The organism is Microcoleus sp. Z1_B2 (assembly GCF_036700325.1).
In the GTDB taxonomy this organism is placed as follows: Bacteria; Cyanobacteriota; Cyanobacteriia; order Cyanobacteriales; family Microcoleaceae; genus Microcoleus.
On record NZ_JAUBOQ010000002.1, the window covers coordinates 189,199 to 214,714 of the forward strand.

At 46.8% G+C, this 25,516-nt stretch carries 21 protein-coding genes; 16 read left to right on the plus strand and 5 right to left on the minus strand.

The window, feature by feature from the left end; all coding sequences use genetic code 11:
* Positions 1–143 precede the first annotated feature (143 nt).
* Entirely contained in the window at positions 144–1,550 is a 1,407-nt protein-coding gene (locus QT984_RS01740) for a TldD/PmbA family protein (protein WP_333053209.1), read from the minus strand.
* A gap of 406 nt (positions 1,551–1,956) precedes the next feature.
* Between QT984_RS01740 and QT984_RS01745 the strand changes: the two genes are divergently transcribed.
* Positions 1,957–3,573 carry a HAMP domain-containing sensor histidine kinase gene (locus QT984_RS01745; RefSeq protein ID WP_333372941.1) on the plus strand — a complete coding sequence of 539 codons (1,617 nt, stop codon included), beginning with the start codon at positions 1,957–1,959 and terminating at the stop codon, positions 3,571–3,573.
* 258 nt (positions 3,574–3,831) lie between these two features.
* Here QT984_RS01745 and QT984_RS01750 read toward each other — a convergent pair whose 3' ends face one another.
* Entirely contained in the window at positions 3,832–5,391 is a 1,560-nt protein-coding gene (locus QT984_RS01750; RefSeq protein WP_333372944.1) for a UDP-N-acetylmuramoyl-L-alanyl-D-glutamate--2,6-diaminopimelate ligase, read from the minus strand.
* Positions 5,392–5,590: 199 nt separating this feature from the next.
* Complete coding sequence (locus tag QT984_RS01755) at positions 5,591–5,896, minus strand: glutaredoxin family protein (RefSeq protein WP_333053321.1); 306 nt, start codon at positions 5,894–5,896, stop codon at positions 5,591–5,593.
* A gap of 208 nt (positions 5,897–6,104) precedes the next feature.
* Between QT984_RS01755 and QT984_RS01760 the strand changes: the two genes are divergently transcribed.
* From QT984_RS01760 to QT984_RS01775, 4 genes are all read left to right on the plus strand, one after another.
* Complete coding sequence (locus tag QT984_RS01760) at positions 6,105–7,160, plus strand: acyltransferase (RefSeq protein WP_333053215.1); 1,056 nt, start codon at positions 6,105–6,107, stop codon at positions 7,158–7,160.
* Positions 7,161–7,475: 315 nt separating this feature from the next.
* Positions 7,476–8,753 carry an ATP-dependent DNA ligase gene (locus tag QT984_RS01765; RefSeq protein ID WP_333208311.1) on the plus strand — a complete coding sequence of 426 codons (1,278 nt, stop codon included), beginning with the start codon at positions 7,476–7,478 and terminating at the stop codon, positions 8,751–8,753.
* An 88-nt stretch (positions 8,754–8,841) separates the two neighbouring features.
* The gene (locus QT984_RS01770; protein ID WP_333372947.1) at positions 8,842–9,417 is read left to right on the plus strand and encodes a Uma2 family endonuclease; all 576 of its coding nucleotides are present in this window, start codon (positions 8,842–8,844) and stop codon (positions 9,415–9,417) included.
* Between the two features lie 108 nt (positions 9,418–9,525).
* Positions 9,526–10,767 (plus strand): exonuclease SbcCD subunit D, encoded by a 1,242-nt coding sequence (locus QT984_RS01775; protein WP_333053220.1) that lies wholly within the window; start codon positions 9,526–9,528, stop codon positions 10,765–10,767.
* A gap of 253 nt (positions 10,768–11,020) precedes the next feature.
* On the opposite strand, the gene fmt is transcribed toward QT984_RS01775, so the two are convergent.
* The gene (gene fmt, locus QT984_RS01780; RefSeq protein WP_333208314.1) at positions 11,021–12,034 is read right to left on the minus strand and encodes a methionyl-tRNA formyltransferase; all 1,014 of its coding nucleotides are present in this window, start codon (positions 12,032–12,034) and stop codon (positions 11,021–11,023) included.
* Positions 12,035–12,174: 140 nt separating this feature from the next.
* Positions 12,175–12,402 carry a hypothetical protein gene (locus QT984_RS01785; RefSeq protein ID WP_333208315.1) on the minus strand — a complete coding sequence of 76 codons (228 nt, stop codon included), beginning with the start codon at positions 12,400–12,402 and terminating at the stop codon, positions 12,175–12,177.
* A gap of 61 nt (positions 12,403–12,463) precedes the next feature.
* Between QT984_RS01785 and QT984_RS01790 the strand changes: the two genes are divergently transcribed.
* The 11 genes from QT984_RS01790 to QT984_RS01840 all read left to right on the plus strand — a co-directional run.
* Positions 12,464–12,598, plus strand: coding sequence for a hypothetical protein (locus QT984_RS01790; RefSeq protein WP_333267711.1), 135 nt, complete (start codon positions 12,464–12,466; stop codon positions 12,596–12,598).
* Between the two features lie 168 nt (positions 12,599–12,766).
* Entirely contained in the window at positions 12,767–13,075 is a 309-nt protein-coding gene (locus QT984_RS01795; protein ID WP_333053322.1) for a hypothetical protein, read from the plus strand.
* A gap of 261 nt (positions 13,076–13,336) precedes the next feature.
* Positions 13,337–13,528: a hypothetical protein gene (locus tag QT984_RS01800; protein ID WP_333053225.1), complete on the plus strand. Its 192-nt coding sequence runs from the start codon at positions 13,337–13,339 to the stop codon at positions 13,526–13,528.
* Between the two features lie 65 nt (positions 13,529–13,593).
* Positions 13,594–14,934: an ABC transporter substrate-binding protein gene (locus QT984_RS01805; RefSeq protein ID WP_333208317.1), complete on the plus strand. Its 1,341-nt coding sequence runs from the start codon at positions 13,594–13,596 to the stop codon at positions 14,932–14,934.
* Between the two features lie 557 nt (positions 14,935–15,491).
* Positions 15,492–18,005 carry an MASE1 domain-containing protein gene (locus QT984_RS01810; RefSeq protein ID WP_333053228.1) on the plus strand — a complete coding sequence of 838 codons (2,514 nt, stop codon included), beginning with the start codon at positions 15,492–15,494 and terminating at the stop codon, positions 18,003–18,005.
* Positions 18,006–18,305: 300 nt separating this feature from the next.
* Positions 18,306–22,037 (plus strand): response regulator, encoded by a 3,732-nt coding sequence (locus QT984_RS01815; protein WP_333372950.1) that lies wholly within the window; start codon positions 18,306–18,308, stop codon positions 22,035–22,037.
* Positions 22,030–22,404 (plus strand): response regulator, encoded by a 375-nt coding sequence (locus tag QT984_RS01820; RefSeq protein WP_015177895.1) that lies wholly within the window; start codon positions 22,030–22,032, stop codon positions 22,402–22,404. Before QT984_RS01815 ends, QT984_RS01820 begins: the two co-directional genes overlap by 8 nt.
* On the plus strand, positions 22,401–23,459 hold the full coding sequence (locus QT984_RS01825) for an adenylate/guanylate cyclase domain-containing protein (protein WP_333262279.1): 1,059 nt from the start codon (positions 22,401–22,403) through the stop codon (positions 23,457–23,459). Before QT984_RS01820 ends, QT984_RS01825 begins: the two co-directional genes overlap by 4 nt.
* A gap of 84 nt (positions 23,460–23,543) precedes the next feature.
* Positions 23,544–24,062, plus strand: coding sequence for a Ycf51 family protein (locus QT984_RS01830; protein WP_333232194.1), 519 nt, complete (start codon positions 23,544–23,546; stop codon positions 24,060–24,062).
* A gap of 267 nt (positions 24,063–24,329) precedes the next feature.
* Positions 24,330–24,932, plus strand: coding sequence for a Uma2 family endonuclease (locus QT984_RS01835; RefSeq protein ID WP_333232196.1), 603 nt, complete (start codon positions 24,330–24,332; stop codon positions 24,930–24,932).
* A 185-nt stretch (positions 24,933–25,117) separates the two neighbouring features.
* Positions 25,118–25,516 (plus strand): tetratricopeptide repeat protein (locus QT984_RS01840; protein WP_333298364.1); only part of this gene is annotated, 399 nt, incomplete at its 3' end.

The following is a 25,516-nucleotide window of genomic DNA, read 5'->3' on the forward strand; positions in this document are numbered from 1 at the left end:
TTCGCTATTCCGATTTTTTGGCCAAGCGTCCTCAAGATATCAGACACCACCAACGGGCGGGAAATGTTGCACTCAAAAAAAAAGAAAGGTAAAGCGCGAGTAGGAATCTTACGCTTTACCTTTTTTTTTAAACTTTTGCAGATTTAATCTTCTTCCGCAGCTTCGCCACCAACAACGACATCGCGAATCCGCAAACTCGGGCCGCCGCAGCCCACGGGCAAACCGCTTTGCCCTGCCTTGCCGCAGCCCCCGGATTCATCCCAGTAGAAATCGTCGCCGATCGCCTCAATATCGGCTAAAGTGCTGAAAACATTACCCGAAAGAGTAACATCCCGCACCGGATTGTCTAATTTTCCGTCGCGGATCATCCAAGCTTCGCCGGCACTGAAAGTAAACATTTCGCCGTTAGTCATGCCGCCTTGCCAATTGCGCGCATAAACTCCTTCTTTGATACCAGAAAATAAGTCAGCAACTGGCGTGTCACCCCGTTCGATCCAAGTATTCGTCATGCGAACGATCGGCGGATAATGATAATTCAAACAGCGAGCATTGCCAGTAGGCGTTTCTCCCAACTTGCCCGCCGTTTCCCGCGAGTGCAGTCGCCCGACTAAAGCGCCGTCTTTAATTAACTGAGTAGTAGTCGCGGGAGTGCCTTCGTCGTCGTAGAAATAGCTGCCCCGGTGTCCCTCTGGCGATGCACCGTCGAAAATTTGCAAGTTTTCTGGGCCGAACTGGCGGCCGAGGGTCATAATTTCCAAAATGTCGGGATTTTCGTAGGCCATGTCGGCTTCGGAAAGGTGTCCGAAGGCTTCATGGACAAACAATCCGGTCAAAATCGGGTCGATGACGACGGTGTAGGTGTTGCCTTGGACGGGGGGTAAGGCTAGGGAATCTACGGCTCTCTGGGCGGCGCTGCGAACTTGAATATCGAGATCCGTTAAGTCTTCGTAAGCTTTGCGGGAACCGGTGGTTTCGCGGCCGGTTTGTACGGTTTCCCCGCTGCGGGCTGTGGCGGCAAAGCGCATTTCCATGTCTGCCCAACCTTGTTCGAGCATGGTGCCTTCGGAGGTGGCGAGGATGATCCGCTGGGTGCTGTCGCCGTAGCGCACGGAGATTGTGGCGATGCGCGGGTCAATGCTGCGGAGGATGGCCGCGTAACGATCGCACAATTGCTTTTTGTCAATTAGGGGAACCAGACGGGGGTCTGTTCCTGTCAGCGGCAGCAAGCAAATGTCTTGTACTGGCGTAACTGGCGCCAGGATCGTTTCTTCTTCGCCGATCAGTTTGGCCGCGGCGATGGCTTCTTCGATTCTTTCGGCGAGGGTGGAAAGTCTGTTAAAACTGGCAAAGCCCCAACCACCTTTGTGGCAAGCTCTGACTTGGCCGCCAATTGAGACTCCTTCGCTGAGGGTTTCAATTTTTTCGCCTCGCAGCAGGATGTCGGTGCCTTCGGCTTCTTCCAGTCGAATTGCCAGATAATCGACTTGGTGGCGGTAGCGTGCCATTAAGTCTGACAGCAGATTTTTCGAGTCGGCGATCGAGGTGGGCATAAGGAAAGCACGGTGTTTAACTTACTTCATTTTGCACTGTTGTCAGGGCGATCGTACAAAATACCGCCGCAAGCGCGGAGATTGCGACTTATTGGTACGGTTCTGCCAATATCCTTAGTTGACAAATGTGGATATCCTGTGAGTTAGGAGGAAGGCGCAAGAAATTATGCGGGATTTTTCGATCGTGCTGGTGCTTGACCCAGCCCAAAAACGGATACCGTGCCACGTACTCCTGTCGTGGAAAGATAAAAATTTTAGACCAAAGTTCAATCTCCCAGATTGCATCTGTGGGGTAAATCTAAAATCTAAAATCTAAAATCTAAAATCGACTGACTCCTAACTCCTGAACTTTCCTATACATAAATACTTCACCCTTCATGCCTCCGAAGGTGGGTTTATAACTACTATGAATACTTACTTTTTACCGACAATAAGCGAAATTTTAGCCTCCGAAGGCCAAGAAAATGACCTGAGTCTCTTTGATGCTAAGTTGGCGGGAGGAAACAACCGCCATCGGTGTCCTGCAAGCCGTGGGGCTTCTCGGCTGAAAGCTGAACAGGAATGGTATGGGGCGATCGCAGCTTTGAATCAAATGCTCGATCGGCAAAAAGCAGGACAAAAAACAGATGCCGATCGAGCAAATGGTCGATCGACAATCTCCAATTCCTGTCAGGGATTGGTGTTGTCGGGCCCATCTTCGGTTTTGACTCACCCCGCTTTGGCCAACGGCTTTGCCAATTGGATTTTTACCAGTATTCCCGACAACGATGCAGCTTTGTGGTCTTTTCGGGCCAGACAAACTTTAGCTTTAATGCCGGCGGCTGATGTGCAAACCTCAGTACCTGCGACGGCCCCGGCTTTGGCTTTGGCAAGTGGCGATCCCTTAGCCAACGAGCAGTTTTGTTTGGTTTTAACTGCTAGTTTTAGCCTGGTGATGGTTTTGGGTGAAAATTCTGCAGGAATTCCGGCTTTTCTATTTTCTTTCGATCCGCAAGTAGTCGCCAAAGCTTGGGAGGTTTTGCGGCGCAGGGTGACTGAAAGCGAATGTTTGCTTGCCAATTCTGACGGTAGCTTCAATTTACCAGTTAGCCAATTAACTAATAATTCTACTAAATTAGACGCGCTGTTCCAGCAGTTTTTGCCTGTGGAGCCAAATTATCAAACAGTGATGCAGTTCAGCCGCTTGCTGTTGCATAATTTGCCGGTTGGGAAAGAGGAAGCAGGCAGGATAAAGGATGAAAGAAGTGATGATGGTTTGAACCATAGACATCACAAGTTATCGGCTACAGATATCAACTGCCAATCTCCAATTCCTCTCGCTACGAAAGAGGTGGAATTGCTACAGGCGATCGCCCACGAAGTCCGCACTCCTTTGGCTACTATTCGCACGCTGACTCGATTGCTGCTGAAACGTCCCAAACTCGATCCGGTGGTGGTCAAGCGTTTGGAAATGATTGATGCTGAGTGCACCACTCAGATCGATCGCTTCGGTTTAATTTTCCGCGCCGTGGAATTGGAAATGTCGCAAGCTAAAAATTCGGGCGTGCAGCTAACAGCAATGTCCCTCGGTGAAGTGCTACAAAATAGCATTCCCCGCTGGCAAAAACAGGCGACTGTGCGAAACCACACTTTGGAAGTTATTGTGCCGAAAAAGTTGCCGGCGGTAGTCAGCGATCCGACGATGCTGGATCAGGTTTTAACTAATTTGATTGAGAATTTTACTCGAACTTTGCCTTCCGGGAGTCGCATTCAGGTGGAGGTGACATTGGCGGGCAATCAGTTAAAGTTGCAGTTGGAATCGGAACACTTACCTGAAGGTAATGTCGCATCGACTTTTGCAGAAGCGGCGAATGCTCCTTTGCGATCGATCGGGCCTTTGTTGATGGTGCAGCCGGAGACGGGAAGTTTGAGTTTAAATTTGAGCGTGACTAAGAATTTATTTCGGGCTGCTGGCGGGAAGTTGGTAATTCGCCAGCGACCCCAAAAGGGCGAGGTGATGACGGTATTTTTGCCGCTGCAATAGTGCTTAGTCATTAGTCATTAGTCATTAGTCATTAGTTTTAATCAATGAAAATCTCAATGACAAACTCCGTTCCTTCTCCCAGTGCAGAAATACAACAGTCAATGAGTTTGAGTTGTTTAGTCTCAGGATTAATCAGATATAATCTAGTGCCAATCAGATTCTATCGTCCTATCAATACTTAAAAATACAACAAATTTCACAGCCCACGAACAGCTAACAGTTAACAGTTAACTGTTAACTGTTAACTGTTAACCGAATTCATTTAACCGAATTCATTCTGGCTTTCAAGGCATCTCGCGCTTGTTCTCGATCGTCAAAATGGACTTTTTCGGTGCCCAAAATTTGATAATCTTCGTGTCCTTTCCCTGCAATCAGCACGCCATCTCCCGGTTTAGCGTCCATAATAGCAGTGCGAATTGCAGCGGCGCGATCGCACATCACTATCGGCTTTACTGTGGCGGGAATTCCTGCTAAAACATCCTCCAAAATGCGATCGGGATTTTCCGTGCGCGGATTGTCGGAAGTAACAACAGCTAAATCGGCTAATTCTGCCACAATTTTACCCATGATCGGCCGCTTAGTGCGATCGCGATCGCCACCGCAGCCAAACACGCAAATCATCTTACTCGGAATAAACGGCCGCGACGCCTTCAACAAGTTCTCCAAACTGTCTGGAGTGTGCGCGTAATCGACAATAACGCTAATATCTTGGTCGGGACTAATTTGCACCCGTTCCATCCGTCCCGGAACTCCCGAAAACTGAGATAATTTCTCCACAATTGCGGACAAATCTAAACCCAATTCTAAAACAGCACCAACAGCAGCCAACATATTTGATAAATTGAACTGACCGACTAAAGGCAAAGAAAAAGCTGTTTCACCCTTGGGAGTGTGCAGCATTCCCGTAACTCCATTAGGCTGATACTGCAAATCTGAAGCATACAAATCTGCCGTTTTGTCGCTAGTGCTGTAACTCCAAACTAGGTCAGATTTGAGGGTTTCAACTATCCGCTGCCCGTAGGTATCGTCAATATTAATCACAGCGCGATTTGCGAGGTAATCCGAACCAAACAAAAGCGATTTAGCCTCAAAATAATCTTCCATATCCCGGTGATAATCGAGATGATCTTGAGTCAAATTTGTAAAGACAGCAACTTCAAAACTACACCCCAAAACTCGCTGTTGCGCTAAAGCGTGGGAACTGACTTCCATTACCCCGTGTTTGCATCCGGCGACTACAGCTTCTGCTAATTGCTTTTGCAGGTCAACTGCAAAAGGTGTGGTGTAAAGTGCAGTTTGTTGGAATCCCGGCCAGCGAGTATAAAGCGTACCAAAAATTGCCGTCGGCAACTGCATTTCATTGAGCAAAAATTCGATTAAATGAGTTGTTGTAGTTTTGCCGTTAGTGCCGGTAACGCCGACAAGTTTTAATTTGCTAGCTGGATTGCCGTAAAAAGCAGTGGCTATTTGACCGCAAACTTGAGCCATATCGGCTGCTGCGATGACGCAGGGAACCTCTTCTAGCCCCTTGCTAAGGGGGGAAGGAACCTCTTCTAGCCCCCCCTTGCTAAGGGGGGGTTGGGGGGGTGTCTTCTCGGCTGCTTGGGTGGAAATTATGGCGGCAACTGCACCAGATTTGATCGCACTTTGCCAAAAATCTCCGCCATCTACCCGAGTTCCCGGCATTCCCAAAAACAAATCGCCCGCCTGACAAGCGTGGGAATTAGTGGATAAACCCTTGACTTCGACATCGAGGGCGGGATGTTGGGCGTCAAAGGAAATGCTGGGAACTGCTGCTAATAATTCTCTCAATTTCATCTGAAAAACTCCTCACTTGGATGTCTTGAATATGACTGGCGGAACACATTGTTTGAGCCACTCTCTACAGGTTTTTGCTGTGGGCGGTGCAAAGCCTAAGTTTTTTTGGTGCGCGGTGTAAAAGCTCTCGCCCTAGAGTAAGCTGCACACCGAGCACCCCGAAGTCAGGATTAAAACCTGAGTTTTTGGGTAAATTGTATTATTGTGACAGATCGATTTGCAAATATTTCTGTAACATTTGCTCCAATTGGGCGACACTACAGCGGGGAGAAGGACGGGGTAAAAGTTCTTCAGGGGAGAATGCAGCCTCGCCAGCAGAATTTGTTGGTTGGGGCTGCGCTTTAAACAAAACTGGAACTTCGTACTGATAAGCTTGAAACCAGTCATCGCGTTCGGTAATATCTCGGACTTCGAGTTGAAACTTCAGGCTTTCAATCTGTTCGAGTTTTTCTTGCAACCCTTCGCACAAGTGGCATCCGGGTTTGGTGTACAAAATCAATCGCATCATAAGAGTACAATTAAACTCGATCTTAAATTATCAAACCTGCGATCGCCATTGGGCTAACTCAACGCGAGTAAGACACAACTCACGGCTTTATTGGTCGCAATGCGCGATCCGATGTTATCTTAGCATTGACGGCAAACCGATTACGGTAATTTGCCATCTCAATGTAAATACAGGTCGATCTATCCATACACTCGGTCAGTAAAAAATGCAAATTACGCCTGAAATTTCTGGGAAAATTAAATTATTACGTCTCCCCCTAATTATTGGGATTGTTACTATTCACTCGTCTATAAATTCTGTGGGATATGCTGACAATTTTTTCCAGACTTTTATTGCGAGCACTTGGGGTGGTTCCTGCGTTTCTTTTTTGTTTGTTATTTCAGGATTTCTTTTTTTCAAAAGTTTTAACTTATCGCTAAATTCTTACCAAGAAAAGCTCAAGTCTCGGTTTTGGACTCTCCTGGTTCCCTATTTATTTTGGAACTTAGCTTTATTGGCAATGGTCTTAATTGTCTTGAACATACCGGCAACAACTTCTATTATTCAAGGTCATTACAAAAAATACATTGAAGACTACAGCTTCGCCAATTTTATAGATTGTTTGACGGGGTACAGAAACGGTTATCCGATCGCATTTCATTTCTGGTATGTCCGGGACTTAATCGCGATGGTGATTCTATCTCCGGTATTTTTACTGGTAGCTAGAAAGATACCCTATCTAGGTTTGGCTTTGTTTGCCGCGCCTTGGTTGCTGAAATTACAACTTGGTTTTATTAAAATCCAGTGGTTGGGGCCACTGTTCTTTTATTTGGGATGTCTGATTGCTGTTCAAAAATTGGATTTAACTTGGATCAATCGACGAAAAAGTTTGATCGTAAGCATATACTTAGCGATGGCTGTTGTGCTGGCAATAATGAAAACATCCGAAATAGAAACTTTCCAACACCTGTTTGAATGCTGCACCAGAGTAGTAGGTACGATGGCGATTTGGTGCGCTGCCGATTTGGTAGGTGGGAAGCTGCAAAAGGTGTGTTTAAATCTTTCGGGTTTGGCATTTTTTGTTTATGCTTCTCACGAACCGACGGTAACAGTTTTGAAGGAAGTTTTTGAGAAATTGTCAAAAACGCCAAATTCGATAACTGTCATGATACACTATTTGTTGATATTGACAATTTCCACTTTACTAACGCTGGCTGCGGGTAGTCTTTTACAAAGGTACACGCCTAAATTTTTCCAAGTGATAACAGGTGCCAGGGGATAATCATACAATTTTATATTTTAGATTTTAGATTTTAGATTTTAGATTAGGGAGGGATGATTATCATCGTTTCGCTCTTGCCTACAGTAGCATTTTTTGGGGCTACCTAATATCAATTTTAGATTGGGGATTAGAGAGTTTAGATTACTCTCTTTCTGCTCTTCCTCTGTGCCCTCTGCGCCTCTGCGGTAAAAAAATAAATCTAGTTCACCAATGAAAAAGTTAAATTTATTCACACCAACTAATTTTCCAATTACGATTGACTAATAAATCAAGCTTTAGTATAGTATAGAAATAGCCCTACATAAAGGAGGCAGTATGGACTGCACCGAATACGCAGAAGCCAAGCGAAAAGCAGCCAAAAAAATTAGCGGCGACATTCGAGAACGCTGGAACAATCGCATTGTTCAGCGAGAATTGCACTTGATGGGAGAAGCGGGGGCAGTGCAGTATTTAGCTGATTACGGGCGCGGCATCGGTACGGCAAAAGTTATTGGTTTTGCACTGTGCGCGGAGTCGGAAGGATACCCCGAAATGGCGATCGGCTTTTGGAAAAGAGCGTTTGAATTGGAAACAGGAGAAAAGCCGATCGCCCTCAATACTCCAAACAAATCTACCACCAATCTTGCTCCTGCTGCAAAATCAACTACCGCTGCCAGAATAGAGACTGTTAATGACCCCGTAGTTCCCGAATTGCCACCGCATTTGCAGCCGGGAAGGATTGTCACCATGCAGCCGGTGGACGCGCCGAGCGAACGTTCTTATTACATCGAAAATCCCGATTATTGGGGACAGCCAAAGCGCGACGGCAATCGAGTAGTGGTCATCGCGACGCCAGATAAAGCATACTACCAATCGCGATCGACTAACCTGCGGCAACAAGCATCGATTGAAATTGAACAGGCATTAATCGACACAGCCGCTAAAATTGGCACCTTTATTTTAGACGGCGAACTGTATTACAAAAGCTGTACCGGCAGCGAACACCGCACCGGCGCGCAAGCTGCTACAGTTAATATTGAAAGCGGTTTTCCCACAATCCAGCCCAGCGCAATTTATGCCATTTTTAAAAGTTTGTTTTTCAAAGGCAATGATTTAACTACCGTGGCAGAATCCGAACGAATTGCAGCGGGAGTTGAAGTTGGCGAAATTCTGGCAAATATATCCCCAGCCTTTGAAGTTGTACCGACATTTCGCACCACCGCCGAAAAACTCGTCCTGGCAAATCAGCAGGAATCTGAAAATAGAGAAGGCGAAGTTTGGGTGTTGCACAACTGCCAGTATGTCGGCGGCAAAGATGTTAAGAAATATCCGATGGTGAGGACTAAATACTGTCAAGAACACGATTTATTTATTGTGGGTTTGACGGCGACAAAAGTTGCGGGGCGGCCGTTTAGCGCCGTCAAAGTAGCGCAAGAAATTGATGGCAAATTAGTCCCAGTAGGAACCGTGGGAACCGGGTTTAGCGCGGAGGAAATGCAGGAAATTGCCCGACTCTACGAGGCTAACCCCAAAAATGTCAAAATTAAAGTGCGATCGCAGGGTTTGACGGAAAGCGGCAAACTGTGGCACGCCCGATTTCTGGAGTTTTGTTAAATTTGTAGGGAAACTGCAGTGACGTTTCCCAGCCTGGTGTGCGATTATTAACCAATAGTGGTAAATAAAAAGGTTGGAGGAAACATCAATGTTTGTTAGCAAAAATAATTTTTACATCTCCCCAGAAGAGTACCTAGAAGGCGAGCGAGTAAGCCCCATCAAACACGAATACAGACGCGGACACGTTTATGCAATGACCGGGGCAAAAAAACCTCATATTGTTATTTCAGTAAATTTAGCAAGTTTGCTTAACAATCATCTCCGCGAGAGTTCCTGCTTAGTTCTTTCATCAGATATAAAAGTCCGACTGGAAGATGCAAATTGCTATTACTATCCTGATGTAGCGGTGACTTGCGACGAAAGAGATACAAGTTCCACCGAAGACTTCATTCTCTATCCATCTCTAATTATTGAGGTGCTATCTCCCTCAACTGCATCTTTTGACAGGGGCAATAAATTTGTCGATTACCAAACTTCTCTGAGTTTGCAAGAATACGTACTCATCACTCAATCTGAAATTAAAATAGAGTGTTTTCGGCTTAACGAGTCAGGAAATTGGGTGTCTCAAACTTACGGACAAGGAGATAGAGTAGAATTTGTTAGTGCGAATTTTAGTTGTGAAATTAGCGAAATCTATGAAAAAGTCCCCGGCATCATATTGTGATGTCTGAAAAACAACTTTCTTGGGTTCGCAGTCAGGAATGCAAGTCATGCTTCTGAGGACTTCACTCCTCACTCCGAACCAAACGATAACTAACAAATAGAAAAAACAATGATTAAAATCTTACACCTTTCAGACATTCACATGGGCAGTGGCTTTTCCCACGGCCGGATTAATCCCGAAACTGGTTTAAATACGCGGCTGGAAGACTTCGCGGCGACGCTGAGCAAATGTATGGATAGAGCAATTTCTGAACCCGTAGATTTAGTCCTATTCGGCGGCGATGCTTTCCCGGATTCGACGCCTCCACCGTTTGTAAAAGAGGCTTTTGCTCGCCAATTCAGCCGCTTGGTGGAGGCGCAAATTCCGACGGTTTTGCTAGTAGGAAATCATGACCAACATTCCCAGGGACAAGGCGGCGCGAGTTTGGGGATTTATCGGACTTTGGGGATACCTAAGTTTATTGTAGGCGATCGCCTGGACACTCACCTGATTCAAACCCGCAGCGGGCCCGTACAGGTGGTAACATTGCCTTGGTTGACTCGATCGACCTTAATGACACGTTCCGAGACTGAAAGCCTGTCTATGGGCGATGTTAACCAATTATTAACCGAAAAACTGACGATCGCAATGGAAGGCGAAATCCGCCGCCTCAACCCCGACATACCAACCGTACTTTTAGCGCACTTAATGGCAGATAAAGCAAGTCTGGGCGCCGAACGTTTTTTAGCAGTTGGCAAAGGTTTTAACATTCCCGTTTCCATGCTAACTCGTCCTTGTTTTGATTACGTTGCTCTCGGCCACGTACACAAACACCAAAATCTCAACGCTGACAACAATCCGCCCGTAATTTATCCCGGAAGTATCGAACGAGTTGACTTTAGCGAAGAGAAAGAAGATAAAGGTTTTGTGTTAGTTAATTTGGAACGGGGGAAAGCAGAGTGGGAATTTTGCGCTTTGCCAGTGCGGGTGTTTCAGACGATTAAAGTGAATGTTTCCGAATCGGAAAATCCGCAAGCCGAGTTAGTTAAAGCTATTAGCAAGAAAGAGATACAAGATGCGGTTGTGAGATTAATTTACCAATTGCGATCCGAACAATTAGATTTAATCGACAACGCTGAATTGCACGCACTTCTGGGCGAAGCGCACAGCTATACAATCCAGCCGGAATTAGTCAGTCAGTTAGCAAGGCCGCGTTTACCAGAATTGAATGCTAATAATAGTATAGAACCCTTAGAAGCTTTGAAAACTTATCTGGCAAGTCGCGAAGATTTGAAAGATGTTGCGGAGAGTATGTTAGAGGCGGCGCAGGGTTTGTTGGGTGGTACGGAGGAAGTTTTAGTTGAATTTTAGGTAGAATTTTAGGTAAGATCGGGTATGTAAATTTTCCCTACCACACAATCTCAGAAACCGGGTTTTTTCCTATATTTTTCCTACTCAACCCAAATGATTCGCAGAAACCCGGTTTCTCCCTACCACTCATTTACTTAGGATCGCGAATTAAAGAACTTACAATTTTAATTGTTATTGTGGGATGGGCGTCCCGCCCGTCCAAAAAAGACGGGCGGGACGCCCATCCCACAAACTTGTGGAAGTTATTTAATTCTCATTCCTTAACTTCAACCATCCCAAAAACTTCCCCTACAACCAACCGAGTTCCGTTGGCAAAATCCACTCCCGACTGCACCTTTTTCCCCGCTAACTGCACCTCCCGCAACAATAATAAACCATCACCGGTTTGGACGATCGCCCCCAAGCCCTTCACAACCTTCACAACTTCCCCATTTGCGCCCGACAACTGGGCTAAAACAGGCCATTCGCGTTCCAAAACTCTCAAATCTGCTGGCATTTGCAGCCAATATTCCGGCCCGACGGGCACAGTAGCTATCACCTTCAGAGAATTGCCGCGAAAAGTCGTCGTGCAATCCGGGAAAAAGCCCCTAACTTGATTGTGAAGGGCGATCGCACTTTTCGACCAATCCAGCACATAATCGGCACTCTTAATCATCGGCGCATAAGTCGCCTCAGCATCATCTTGAACAACAGCTTCAATTTTGTCGTCCCTCAATTTCACCAACGTTTCTATCAACAAATCCGCCCCAACTTCCGCCAACCTATCCGCCAAAGAATCAGCATTATCCAACAGCGAAATCCCAGCAAAAGCCTTCAACAGCATCGCCCCAGTATCCATCCCAGCATCCATCAGCATAGTAGTAATTCCTGTTGTCTTTTCCCCGTCAAAAAGACAGCGCTGAATCGGCGCCGCACCGCGATACTTCGGCAAAATTGAACCGTGAACATTAACGCAAGCCAAATTAGGAATATCGAGTATTTCTTGAGAAAGAATCTGGCCGTAAGCTACCACCACAAACACATCCGCCTGCGCTTCTCGCAATTTGGCAATGGTTTCAGCATCTTTCTTGATTCGTTGCGGCTGCAAAACCGGGAGACTGTGATTTAAAGCCACATCTTTTACAGGTGAAGGCATCAATTGATTGCCTCTTCCCCGGCGTTTGTCCGGCTGAGTCACTACACCCACAACCTCAAATTCTGGGTGGCTTAGCAAACTGGATAAAGTAGGGACAGCAAAGTCGGGAGTGCCAAAAAAAACAATTTTCATAGATTCTTCGTTATTAGTAAGTAGTCCTCAGTCATTACTCATTAGTCGTCAATTAGGTAATGGCAAAAAACCATAGTATATTATACAGACTATTCAGCGCGTAGCAGCTATGATACAAGCGAGTTTATGAGTATTTTCACTCACCGGACTCGTGTAATATTTATCGATCGGCTAAAACAATAATAGTTTGCTTCTAGATTATACACTTCTATAATTGTTCCGAGTTGTGCGATCGGCAAAAAAAATCTCGATTGATACTCAGGTGCAGCCCAACTCGATCGCTCAAAACCAATGAGTTTTATATACGCAACAACATTTGCATCTATGCTTCCCAAGTTAACTAGAACTGTTTTAGTAAAAATTTTCATATAATCTACATTTTTTACTGCTAATTTCAATTTTAGCATATCTACTAGAACAGGAAAATAATTGTCGAATTTTCTGCTAAAACTCAGCCGCAGCTTATTTGCCTACACCGCCGAACAAGAAAAGTTTATTCACGCCGTCACTAATCCCCAAGCTTTTAATTCTGCTATTTTGTGGCTGCAACCACAACCAACATAAAACCCATTTAATCTCGAAATTCCAGTTTCTTGGCAACCCCAATTTGTAGATAGACTAGCCTTAGAATCCCAGCCGGGAAAACATTCCTTACATCAAGCAGAACATTACTACTGTCTCGACTTTTTTTCAATCTTCGCCGCCTCTATCTTATTAACAATACCGCAGCCAATCAAAGTAATATTAGATATGTGCGCCGCCCCCGGAGGAAAAAGTATATTTGCCTGGAAAACATTAAACCCAGAATTGCTGTTGTGCAACGAAGCCATAGGCAAACGCATGGGAATGTCGATCTCTAATTTAAGACGCTGCCAAATTCAACCATCAGCCGCCGCCAACGTCGATTCAAAAATACTTGCCGAAAAAATACCACAAACGGCTAATTTAGTAATAGTAGATGCTCCTTGTATTGGTAAATCACTCTTAGCAAAAAGAGACAAGCACCCGGCTGCTTTCATACAGCACTTTCCAGGTAAGTGAAGTACAGAGAAACCGGGTTTCTTGAATAAAACCGGTTTCTGGCGAGAAATCCAGAAGAAACCCGGTTTCTGGGGTGTACTTTATAAACCTGGAATCCGCTGTAATGTCACCATCAACAGCAATGCCAATCGCCAAAAAATAATTTTAGCCAATTCTGCTAAAATTGTAGAGCCCCAAAGTTATCTTGCATACATGAGCTGCACTTATTCAACTGCATAAAATGAACAAGTCAGCGAAGGGCAGTTAAGCAAATTCCCCGAATTGGGGCCAGTCACTGTTCCTCATTTAGAAAAATATCGATCGCACCTGACAGAAATTCCTTGCTATCGGATGTGGCCGCAAGATAGACTAGGAGCAGGAGCTTTCACTGTTTTGTTTCAAAACACCTCCGATGGAGAGAGAAATCAGCTACCAGCAGATTTTCGAGATTTAGCTCGTTTTACCAACCTCTAACTATCCGCGTCCATCCCCGTTCATCTGCAGTTAAAAAAGTCTGCTTCCCTGAATCTAAATAAAAAATGATATTCTCCAAATTATCCAAAGCAATTAAAAGACCACTAAAACTAGCGATCTGCATTTTAATTACCTTAAATTTGCTAATATTAAGCGGCTGTCAAAACCGCACAACCCCCGCATCGAAAAACGGCGAACCGATCGAACTCACACTGTGGCACGGCATCAATCCCCCCCCCAATCGCGACGTATTTCAAGCCCTCACAGACAAATTCAACAAAACACATCCCAACATCCAGATCAAACCAATTTACATCGGTCAGCCCGACCAACAACTGCCAAAAATTCTAACAGCAATAGTTGGAAATGCACCGCCGGATTTGCTGTGGAATAGTCCTACAAGTGCCGGAAAACTAGCAGAACTAAACGCAATTGTGCCGTTAGAAAACTGGATCGACAAATCGCCCCGGAAAGCCGAAATCTACCCGGCACTCTTCGAGTCAATGGAACTCGGCGGACACATTTGGTCAGTTCCCCTAGGCACAAACAACGTCGCCATATTTTACCGTCCCAGCTTATTTGCAGCAGCAGGAATCAAAAAAGTGCCCCAGAATTGGGCGCAATTAAAGCAAACAGCCCGATCGCTCACGCGAGACACCAACGGAGACGGCCGCACAGACCAACACGGCATAGTGCTCCCCCTAGGCAAAGGAGAATGGACAGTATTTACCTGGCTGCCATTCATGTTCAGTGCAGGGGGCGAACTCAAAGGCGAAATACCTCAAAATCCTGTACCCCAAATAGATAATCCCGGTTCTCACGCCGCCTTAGAATTGTGGAGCGACTTGTTAAAAGAAGGTTCAGCAATATTGTCAGCACCCGAACGCGGTTACGAACTCGACAATTTCATCGCCGGGAAAGTCGCCATGCAAATCACCGGGCCGTGGACGCTAGCACAGTTGCAGCAAAGCGCGATCGACTACGGAGCAATGCCTTTACCCATCCTCAAACGCCCCGCAGCCGTCGTAGGGGGTGAAAACCTATTTTTAATGAAAACCTCGCCAGAACGAGAGCGAGCAGCCCTAGTATTCTTAGAATACGTTATAGGTGAAGAATTCCAAACAGCATGGGCATTGGGAACAGGTTATTTACCCATTAACTTAAAATCGAGACAGAGCCAAGCTTATCAAAGCTTTGTGGAAAAAAACCCTGTTTTGCAAGTATTTTTAGAACAAATGAACTCAGCTAGAGCGCGACCCATTATATCAGGTTACTCCCGCCTATCAGAAAACCTCGGTCGCGCCATAGAGGCAACCCTTCTCGGCCGCAACCCCCAAGACGCCCTTAAAGAATCTCAAGAGCGTTTGACACTAACCTTAGATATTGCAACAGCCAAAGAGAAATAGACAAAAAATTTTTTTTTGCTGTAATATATCCGCTTTCACTGTATCCAAGCGCAAGACTTGAAGCCTTGATTGATTGGTTAAAAATCTAGTGAAAATAACTACCGCCTGCTGTTCTAATCAGAAACCGTGTTTATTGACCCAAACATACCTAAAAGCAGAGATTTTACGTCTCTGTTATTGGTATTTTAGGTATTTTAGGTATTATCGATCGGGGTGCAAGATGTTAGGGTGCATTGAGTTACGATCGCCCGACACAAAAAGACACCCGCTGTCGCTCGGTAATAAATTTTTAACAAAAACCAAAATTTACAAACCAATTGCTTAGCCATTAGAGATATATTTACAAAAAAGCGATACTCCCGAAATTCATGGGCAGATTTGATCGAACAAAAAAACCGCTCCCTCAACGGCACCACAAAAAGTTAGCTCAAAAGCTTCTCCCAGTACCTACCACCCATGACCTACCATCACCTAATAGAAACATTTTCTCTACCCTGTGCCTGTCCCGTGCCACATACTGAGACCCCAACAACCGTCCACCTTTTCCCCAAACGACCATGCAGACAAAGTTCCTTAACGCAATCAAAGGACATTCCTGGCGGTACTTCCTCGCAGTAGGCGCGATCGCCCTGGTCTACTATTGGGCGTCGCAATTCGCCATTTCCACCCTCACCCTCAGTTCAGAAATTTACCCGATGTGGCCAGCAGCAGGAATTGCCCAAGTCGCCCTGCTGCTGTTTGGGCGGCAACTGTGGCCGGGAATCGCGATCGGAGGCTTCCTGTTCAGCATGAGCGTACCGTCGGCCAACATCGCCACGGCATTGATATCGGCAGGCGCCAGAAGCCTGCAAGCGTGGACGGGAACTTATCTACTCCAAGGCCTTAACTTTAGCGCCGGGCTCGATCGGCTCAAAGACGTTTTAGGAATAGTCGGACTAGCAGCCTTGGGATCTACCCTGATCAGCTCCACCATCGGCAGCATCCTCGTATGCCTGAGTGGTATATCTAGCTGGAGCGATTTTGGCACGATTTGGGGGACTTGGTGGGTCGGAGACGCCATGGGAATTGTGCTCGTCGCCCCGCTGCTACTGACGTGGCAACAATTGCCCAAAGTCCCCACCCATCGCAAACAGATAGCTGAACGAGCGATTTGGCTGCTGCTGCTACTAGCAGTCGGCTGGCTCGTCTTTTGCTCCCGCACCCGCGCCGCCTACGCCCGCTATCCCCTCGAATACCTACCATTTCCCCTAGTAGTTTGGGCTGCCTTTCGATTCGGTCAGCGCTACACCGCCCTCTCCAACTTCATCCTCTGCGGCTTCGCCATCTGGGGTATCGCCCGAGGCAGCGGCCCCTTCCTCAAACACGCCAGCAGTATCCCCCAAGCACTGTTATCCCTGCAAGCCTTCATCGCCGTCATCGCCGTCACCGGCTTAGTCTTAGCTGCCACCGTCGCCGAACGCCACCAAGCAGAAGTCTCCCTGCGCGCCAGCGAAGCCAGCCTCGCTAACGCCCAACGCATCGCCCAGCTAGGCAACTGGGACTTAGACCGCAACGCCCAGCAATTGCGATGGTCAGAGGAAATTTACCGCATCCTGGGACAGGAACCCGGAACTTTTGAACCCAGCCTGGAAGCCTTCTTGGAATACGTGCACCCGGAAGACAGAGAATTAGTCAGAACCTCGATCGAAGCCGCTTTATTTCAGCAACAGCCTTACAGCATCGACTACAGGCTCATACTTCCCGACGGTAGCAACCGCACCGTCTACGAACAAGCCGCCGTCACCTCCCTCTACATCACCAGCACCGTCCAAGACATCACAGACAGAAAGCAAGCCGAAGCCGCCCTGCGTTCTTCAGAAGAAAGATTTTCCAAAGCCTTTCACGCCTCCCCAGTCGGGATCAGCATCTGCACCCTCACAGACGGATGCTTCCTCGATGCCAACGAAAGCTTTTTGCGCTCATTAGGCTGGCTGCGGCACGAATTTCTCGGCCGCACTCCCAGCGACTTAGGAATATTTGTCAATTCAGAAGACGGGGGGCGGCTCGCCCAGATTTTGCAATCACAAAATTCGATCAGCAACCAAGAAATCAAAATTCGCACCAAAGCCGGCGAAGTGCGCGACTGGCTGCTGTCAGTGGAACTCATCCACCTCGGCAGCACTCAGTGCGTTTTAATCATGACCACCGACATCACCGAACGCTTGCGTTCCGAAGAATTCCGCCGCGCCGCATTAGCCGCCGAAGCTGCAAATAGATCCAAAAGCATTTTTCTCGCCAACATGAGTCACGAACTCAGAACCCCCCTCAACGCCATCATCGGCTACAGCGAGATCCTGCAAGAAGACGCCCGAGACCTAGGTGCCGAAGAGTTCATCGACGACCTCCAGAGAATTAACACGGCCGGCCAGCACCTACTCGCGCTGATTAAAGATATTCTCGACTTGACCAAAATTGAAGCAGGTCGCATCGACTTCGACCTCGAAACCTTCACCATTTCAACTCTGGTTGAGGAAGTAGTTGCCACGATCGCGCCGATGGCAGACAAAAATAGCAATATTGTAGAAATACAATGCCCCGATGATATTGGCTCAATGCAGACCGACTTGACTAAACTCCGGCAGTCTCTGCTCAACATCCTCAGCAATGCCGCGAAATTTACTTGCTCCGGCGCGATTACCTTTGCCGTTACCCGATCCGTCGAACCCCCTGCCGACTCTGCAAAGAAAGGCAAAACACTTGGAGCGTATAGAGGAGGTGGCCAAAATGAAAATAGCTTGTCTCTATTATCTTCCGCTCAAGATTGGATCATTTTTACGGTCAAAGATACCGGCATTGGCATGAGTCCCGAACAGTTAGCCAGAATCTTTGAGCCTTTCACCCAAGCAGATTCCTCAACTACTAAAAAGTACGGCGGCACTGGTTTGGGGCTGACGATTACTAAGAAATTCTGCGAAATGATGGGCGGAGACATTACCGCATTCAGCGAGGTGGACAAAGGTTCTACCTTTACTATTCGGCTGCCAGCTATTTTCACCGAACTTTCCATCTCAACCGAAAAGTCTGACAAATAATAATTTATTGACATTTCTTTTCGAGCGTTGTCGGTTTTATTAGCCTCCGCAATTTGCTGATTATTTCGCTATCACGTATCAAAAAATTCCACATATAGCCAAATCAATAAAGCCATTAGGATATAAATATAATTAGCGCAGTTTGAAAGATTTTGGAGAGCAGAGATGATCCCTCGGCTTCTCAAGAAAACCTGTGATAGACTTCGATCGCGTAGTTTTCCCCTAACCGTATACCTACGTATATATACTATTAATTAAAAAGATATACTGTAGAAAGTTGCCTACAAAGTGCCAGAAAATATGCACCCCCACCTCCAGCGCCAACTCGAACAGCTCGGTTTAGTCGGCGAGTCTCCTCCTCCCACTGCTGAGCAGTGGCAGCTTTTATTAGAGCAGGTAAGTTGTAGCTATGACGGAGTTCAGAATCAGCAAGAACTTCAGCAGCAGGATTGCTTGAACAACGAGACAGTGGCGTTAAAGGATTTAACAGACTCCCCCCAGTCCCCTCAAGACTCTCCAACAGCTTCAGAATTCGATCGACTGCGGGCGAGTGTCAACAGTTGGGGAGCGGGATTGTGTATCCTTGACGCAAAGGGCTGTGTAATCTCGGTGAATCCAGAGGCAGAACGCTTGCTGGGATGGCGAGAGTCGGAACTTGCAGGCGTTTCCCTGCTAGAGCGCATCGGAAAGCAAAACAAAGGCAACAAATCCCAAGTTTTGACGGCTCCGAAACAGTCGGCAAGCAAGAGTGAAGATAGGCCGATCGCACCTACACTAGATTTACAACAGGCGATCGCTTCGGGTCAACCTTGCAACAATTGGGACGACGAGTTTTTGTGTCGCGACGGCAAGATTTTACCAGTTTCCTATTTTTTCCATCCCGCCGTTGAGGGCAGCGAAATATCAGTCTTGGTGTTTTTTGACATTTTTGACATTAGAGAACACAAGCAATCGCTCTCGATACTGCAAGCAGTTCTAAAATCTACAGATGCAGGAATTTTGGCGGTTGACAGAAACGGCAATATATGTAATTATAATCAGAATTTTCTAGAGATGTGGGGTTTGTCCGCCAGCCAAGGAAAGTTGAGCCGATCGACCTTCGGCACAGTCAAAAACACGATCGAAACAGGATTACCCAACGCCCGGGAACAATTACAAGACCCGCAAATATTTCTCGAAAACGCGATTAAAGTGTCGGCAGATTCAGATACTCAAATCAGCGAATTATTAGAATTTAAAGACGGAAAAATTTTTGAATTAAATTCGTTGCCATCAAAAGTCGGATCGAAAACAGTCGGTAGAGTCTGGATCTTTCGAGACGTTACCGAACTCAAAAAAGAAGAACAATCTTTGCAGTATCGAAGAGAATTCGCTCAATTGATTGCCCGTTTGTCAACCCATTTCATCAGCCAGCCCTTATCAGAAATAGACAAAGGCATCGATCAAACCCTAGAAGCGATCGCCACCTTGAGCGGGTTTGACCGCAGTTACATCTACCTGTTATCTGAAGACAAAACCCGCGCCGACAAAACCTACGAGTGGTGCGGCGAAAGCATTCCGGCAGTCAAAAACAGCACCGACAAACCAATAGACATCGCACAAATCCCTTGGATTGCAGAAAAGCTCGATCGCGCCGAATGCCTCTATATTCCAGAAATTGGCGAAATCCCGCCCTCAGCAATCGCCGAAATTGCCTATTTTATCGGTAAAAATCCAGCCCAATTCCAGACAGACTCCCCATCCCAAACAGTCAATGAAACAGCAACCGCCTCAATACCTGCAATGGGCGCTTCCATCAATAAATTAGAATCACAAAAACACCTAAAAAATATCCAATCGCTGATAATTATTCCCCTAATTAGTTGTAGTAAAAACCTAGTAGGATTTCTCGGATTCGAGGGCTTAAAGCAAACAGCAGGTCGAGGAACCGAAATATCCACAATATCCACACAGCTAAAAATGGTAGGAGAAATGCTCGCCAATGCCCTAGAGCGCAAGCGAGCAGAAGCAGCCTTGAGACAATCCGAAACAAAATACCGCAGCATCTTTGAAAACGCAGTCGAAGGCATATTCCAGACAACGCCTTCCGGGTACTACCTCAGCGGCAATAGCGCACTAGCTCGAATTTACGGCTACGAATCCAGTACCCAAATGCTTGCCGAACTCACCGATATCAACCATCAATTTTACGTGAACCCCAATCGGCGCGCCGAGTTTATGGCCCAATTGGGCGCGCGCGGCCAAGTGTCAAAATTTGAATCCCAAATATACCGCCGAGACGGTAGCACAATCTGGATTTCCGAAAACGCGCGCAGCATCTGCGACGAAAACGGCAGGGTTTTGTACTACGAAGGCACAGTCCAAGACATCACCGATCGCAAACAAGCAGAATCCGCCATGCAGTTGGCCCTAGAAGCAGCAGAATCAGCCAACCGGGCAAAAAGCACATTTCTCGCCAACATGAGCCACGAACTTCGCACACCCCTCAATGCCATAATCGGCTACAGCGAAATGCTCCAAGAAGAAGCCGAAGAATTGGGCAGTTGCGAATCCGTCCCTGACCTCGAAAAAATCTGCTGCGCCGGCAAACACCTGCTGTCCCTGATTGACGACATCCTAGATATTTCTAAAATTGAAGCAGGCCGAATGGATCTCTACTTAGAAACCTTCGACATTCATAGCTTAATTGAAAGTGCTGTTGCCACGGCCAGGCCGCTGGTCGAGAAAAACGGTAATACCCTAGAAGTTTACTGTCCAGACAACCTCGACACCATGCACGCGGACATGACCAAAGTGCGGCAAGTGCTGCTTAACTTGCTCAGCAACGCTGCTAAGTTCACACAAAACGGGAGAATTGCGATCGGAGTGGAAAGAATTAAAAATGAACAATTAAAAATGAAAAATCAAGAGGAATCTTCCCAAATTTTAATTTCCAACTCCGAATTTTTAAGTTTCCGCGTCGCCGACACCGGCATCGGCATGACAAAAGAGCAATTGCAGCGAGTTTTCCAACCTTTCACCCAAGCTGATGCCTCGACTACTCGCAAGTACGGCGGCACCGGTTTGGGACTAGCAATCAGCCAGCGCTTCTGTCAAATGATGGGCGGCAGCATAGAAGTCAGCAGCACCTTGGGCTCCGGCACCACTTTCACCGTGCTCTTGCCCAAAGCCATCAAACATCCGGAAATCCCCAACAAAGTTCACGACAGCACAAACCCTCCCGACGCCCCCGCTATCGGCACGGTGCTGGTAGTTGACGACGACCCGATCTCGCGGGATTTAATCCAGCGCGCCCTCAGTCGCCAAGGACTGCACGTAGAAGTCGCCGGCGGCGGCGAGCAAGCTCTCCGGCTGGCTAAGCAACTACGGCCAGACGCCATTACCCTGGATGTGATTATGCCCGGAATGGACGGCTGGGCGGTACTCTCAGCGCTGAAGGCAGATCCTGACCTTGCCGAAATTCCCGTAATCCTGCTATCCTTTGTGGGCAACAAAAGCCTCGGCTTTGCATTGGGTGCCTCGGACTACCTCACCAAACCAGTGGACGGCAAACGGCTGGCTGCCTTGTTGAACAAGTACCGACGCGACCAAGACGGCGTTGCAAGTAACAATTTGACCTGTCAGATTCTAATTGTGGAAGACGACGTTGCCACGCGCGAAATACTGCGATGCGTACTAGAAACACAAGGCTGGGCAGTAACGGAAGCTGATAGCGGACGCGCTGCTCTCGATCGGCTAAAAGTTGCTCGCCCGCACCTGATATTACTGGATTTGATGTTGCCAGAAATGGATGGTTTTGAGTTGATCGGGGAAATTCGTAAATCCCATTCGGGAGATCCTATACCGATTGTTGTGATCACGGGGAAAAATTTGACACCGACCGAAAGCCAGCAGCTAAACGGCTACGTCGAGCGGGTGCTACAAAAGGGAGTCTACAGTTGCGATACTTTGTTGCGCGATGTTCGCTCTATAGTCAATGACAGGTTCGATCGCAGGTACGACTCGAAAGGCAAGGAGAACACCAATGGCTAAAATCCTGTTGGTCGAAGATAACGAAATGAACAGGGATATGCTTTCCAGGCGTCTGGCCCGCAAGGGACACGAGGTCTTTATTGCTGTTGACGGTGCTGAGGGGGTGTCGATGGCGCTCGCGAAAGTACCAGATTTGATTCTGATGGATATGAGTCTGCCGGTTCTAGACGGGTGGCAAGCAACGCAGCAAATTAAGGCGGCTCCTGAAACTAGCAGGATTCCGGTGATTGCGCTGACGGCTCACGCAATGGCGGGCGATCGTGAAAAGTGTCTTGCTGCAGGCTGCAATGACTATGACACTAAACCGGTCGAGTTTCCCCGACTTTTGGGTAAAATTGAAACTCTTCTCAAAGAGGCCCTGACATGAAAGGTGACGAGGGCAGCGTGCTGGTTGTTGACGACAATGAGGTAAACCGCGATTTGCTGGCCCGCCGACTTCAGCGTCAAGGCCATGTGGTGACTGTTGCTGAAGATGGTCTCCAAGCTCTGGAAATGTTGCGAAACCATCCTTTTGATTTGGTTCTCCTAGACATTATGATGCCGCAAATGAACGGCTATCAGGTGCTCGAAAGTCTGAAGGCGGACGAAAAGTTGCGCTACATCCCGGTGATTATGATTTCGGCGGTGGACGATATCGACAGTATCGTTCGGTGTATAGAGTTGGGGGCGGAGGATTATCTTTCTAAACCGTTCAATCCGGTATTGCTCAAGGCTCGGATTAGCGCTTGTCTGGAAAAGAAGCGACTGCGGGATAAGGAACAGGCGTATTTACATGAGTTGGCCCAGGAAAAGGAAAAGTCCGAGCGTTTGCTGTTAAATATTTTACCGAGGGCGATCGCACAGCGCCTGAAACACGGGGAAATTACGATCGCAGACAGTTTCGCTGAGGTGACAGTGATGTTTGCCGATTTGGTCGGTTTTACTAAGCTTTCGGCTCATTTATCGCCGGCCCAATTGGTGGAGTTGCTCAACGAAATTTTTTCGGCTTTTGACGAGTTGGCCGAGCGCTACGGACTTGAGAAAATTAAGACGATCGGCGATGCTTATATGGTGGTTGGCGGTTTGCCGACGCCCAGCGACGACCACGCCGAGTCGATCGCGGAAATGGCCCTGGAAATTCAAGCAGCAATGACTAAGATCCGTACCAAGGGAGGTCAGCCGCTCAGCATCCGCATCGGCATCCACACAGGCCCCGTGGAAGCTGGGGTAATCGGTACTAAAAAATTTACTTACGATTTGTGGGGAGATACGGTAAATACAGCTTCCCGGATGGAATCTCAAGGCGTCCCCGGCAGCATTCAGGTGACAGTTGCTACCTACGAACGCCTGCGGGGTAAGTACGTTTTTGAGGAGCGCGGCGTGATTCCAGTGAAGGGGAAAGGCGATATGATGACTTATCTGCTTGTGGCCCGAAACGCTTAATTAATCATTGGGCATTGGGCATCGGGTATCGGTAACTAATATCAACAGTCAACAGTCAACAGTCAACAGTCAACAAATCATCAAATGAACGTAAATTCTAACCTTTTAATGTACGCCCAATGGGCGGGAATTCTGACAGGAGCTTTAGCTATTCTAACAGTTATAGCATTTATCTTCAAATGGGGTTTTCGCTTCCGATTGGTGGGAGTGACCAGCTTTATGGGAGTAATTGCTGCGAGTATATTTGGTCTGGGTTTGGGACTGTTTTCCCGTACAGAAATTCCGGGTGCGGTGCGCTATTCTTTAGTTTACGATACTGGCGGCGCTCAAACAGTAGTTACTGTGCCACCTACGATCACGGAATCTGAATTAGAAGCAACGATGCGGCAAGCGGCTGCGGACTTGTACTCTCCAGGGCGCTCTGGGCGTGGCAGAGACTACATGACCATCCGGGTTCGTACAGTGGTACATCCTGAACCTGGGCTGTCGCAGCCGCTGTTTTTGGGCGAGGTGAGACGATCGCTCGCGACTCGTTATGATGACAAAATGGCGATCGAAATCTTCCCGGAAAAAGTTGCTATTCTGAAAAAGTATCAAGCTTAAAAATAGGGTGCGGCAGCATTCTTAGGACTTACGCATGGGAGAGCAGAAACCGGGTTTTTTACAAAAATACTTCGTTGTAACGCGCAGATTCGGTAAAAAACCCGGTTTCTTTAGTCGTAGTGCGTAAGTGATGAAAAAATAATTTGGAATCGCTACTACACAAACAAAGTCCGCGCAACCCGAGACTAAGAAACTAATCGTTTCCAAGCAAAGCCTGGTAACGCAGAACCGGAGGATATGGCTGCAACTTTAGGGATTATTTAAACAATGATTGCAACCACCAAACAAAAATTAAAATTTAACGAATTTATTGCTATTTGCCCGGAAGATGGTATTTATGAATTGGTGAACGGAGAGATTGTCAAAATGGCAACTACCAGAAATCCCGATGACGTGGCTGAATTTACAGACAGACAGTTTTATCGAGAGTGCGATCGCCTGAAACTCAACTATGTAGTCAAGCGAGGTATCACTATTAAAACTACCACAAAAGAAGGTATAGAACAAGGACGAGTTCCTGATGTCAGCGTAGTCGATCGCACTTTGTGGCGCGATGAACGCAAATCCTATACCGCACTCGAATCGCCGATTCAGTTAGCAGTGGAGGTAGTATCAACTAATTGGGAAGACGATTATGTTGACAAGCTAGATGAATATGAACGCTTGGGGATTGCTGAATACTGGATTATTGATTATTTAGCAATTGGCAAAAGAGAGTATTTGGGAAACCCGAAAAATCCGACGGCATTTGTTTTTTCGCTAGATGCTGAAGGCAAATATCACCGCACTCAGTTTATAGAGAATGAACAAATTGTTTCGCCCACTTTTCCAGAATTAGTGCTGACGGCGGCTCAGGTATTATTAGCCTAGTGGTAGGGTGTGTCGCCATGAAAAATTATTAACTAAATTTCGACAATCTTATAGCGACGCACCTGATAAAATAGTGATTTTAAGGTGCGTCATGGCCGAAATTTTTAACCAATTACTCAAGGATTTATCCCTGATGCACCCTAGGGTTATACTTGAAAAAATAAGAGTTTGATGAAGAGGAATAAATGATGAATATAGAAAACAAACAAACTTTAAATTTCCCAAAAAAACAGGAATTGGTGATGATTCAAATTTTGATTAATCTAGAGGGACAAACGCCAGAACAAAAAGCCGAATTGTTTTTTTTACAAGGTGTATTGTATGAATCTGCTCAAGAATATACAGAGGCGATAGCCTCCTACGACAAAGCCTTAGAAATCAAACCAGATTATCACGAATCATGGAACAATCGGGGCAATGCACTGGTTAATTTAGGCAGATTGTCAGAAGCGATAGCCGACTACGACAAAGCCTTAGAAATCAAACCAAATTATCACGAATCCTGGCACAATCGGGGCAATGCACTGGTTAATTTAGGCAGATTGTCAGAAGCGATAGCCGACTACGACAAAGCCTTAGAAATC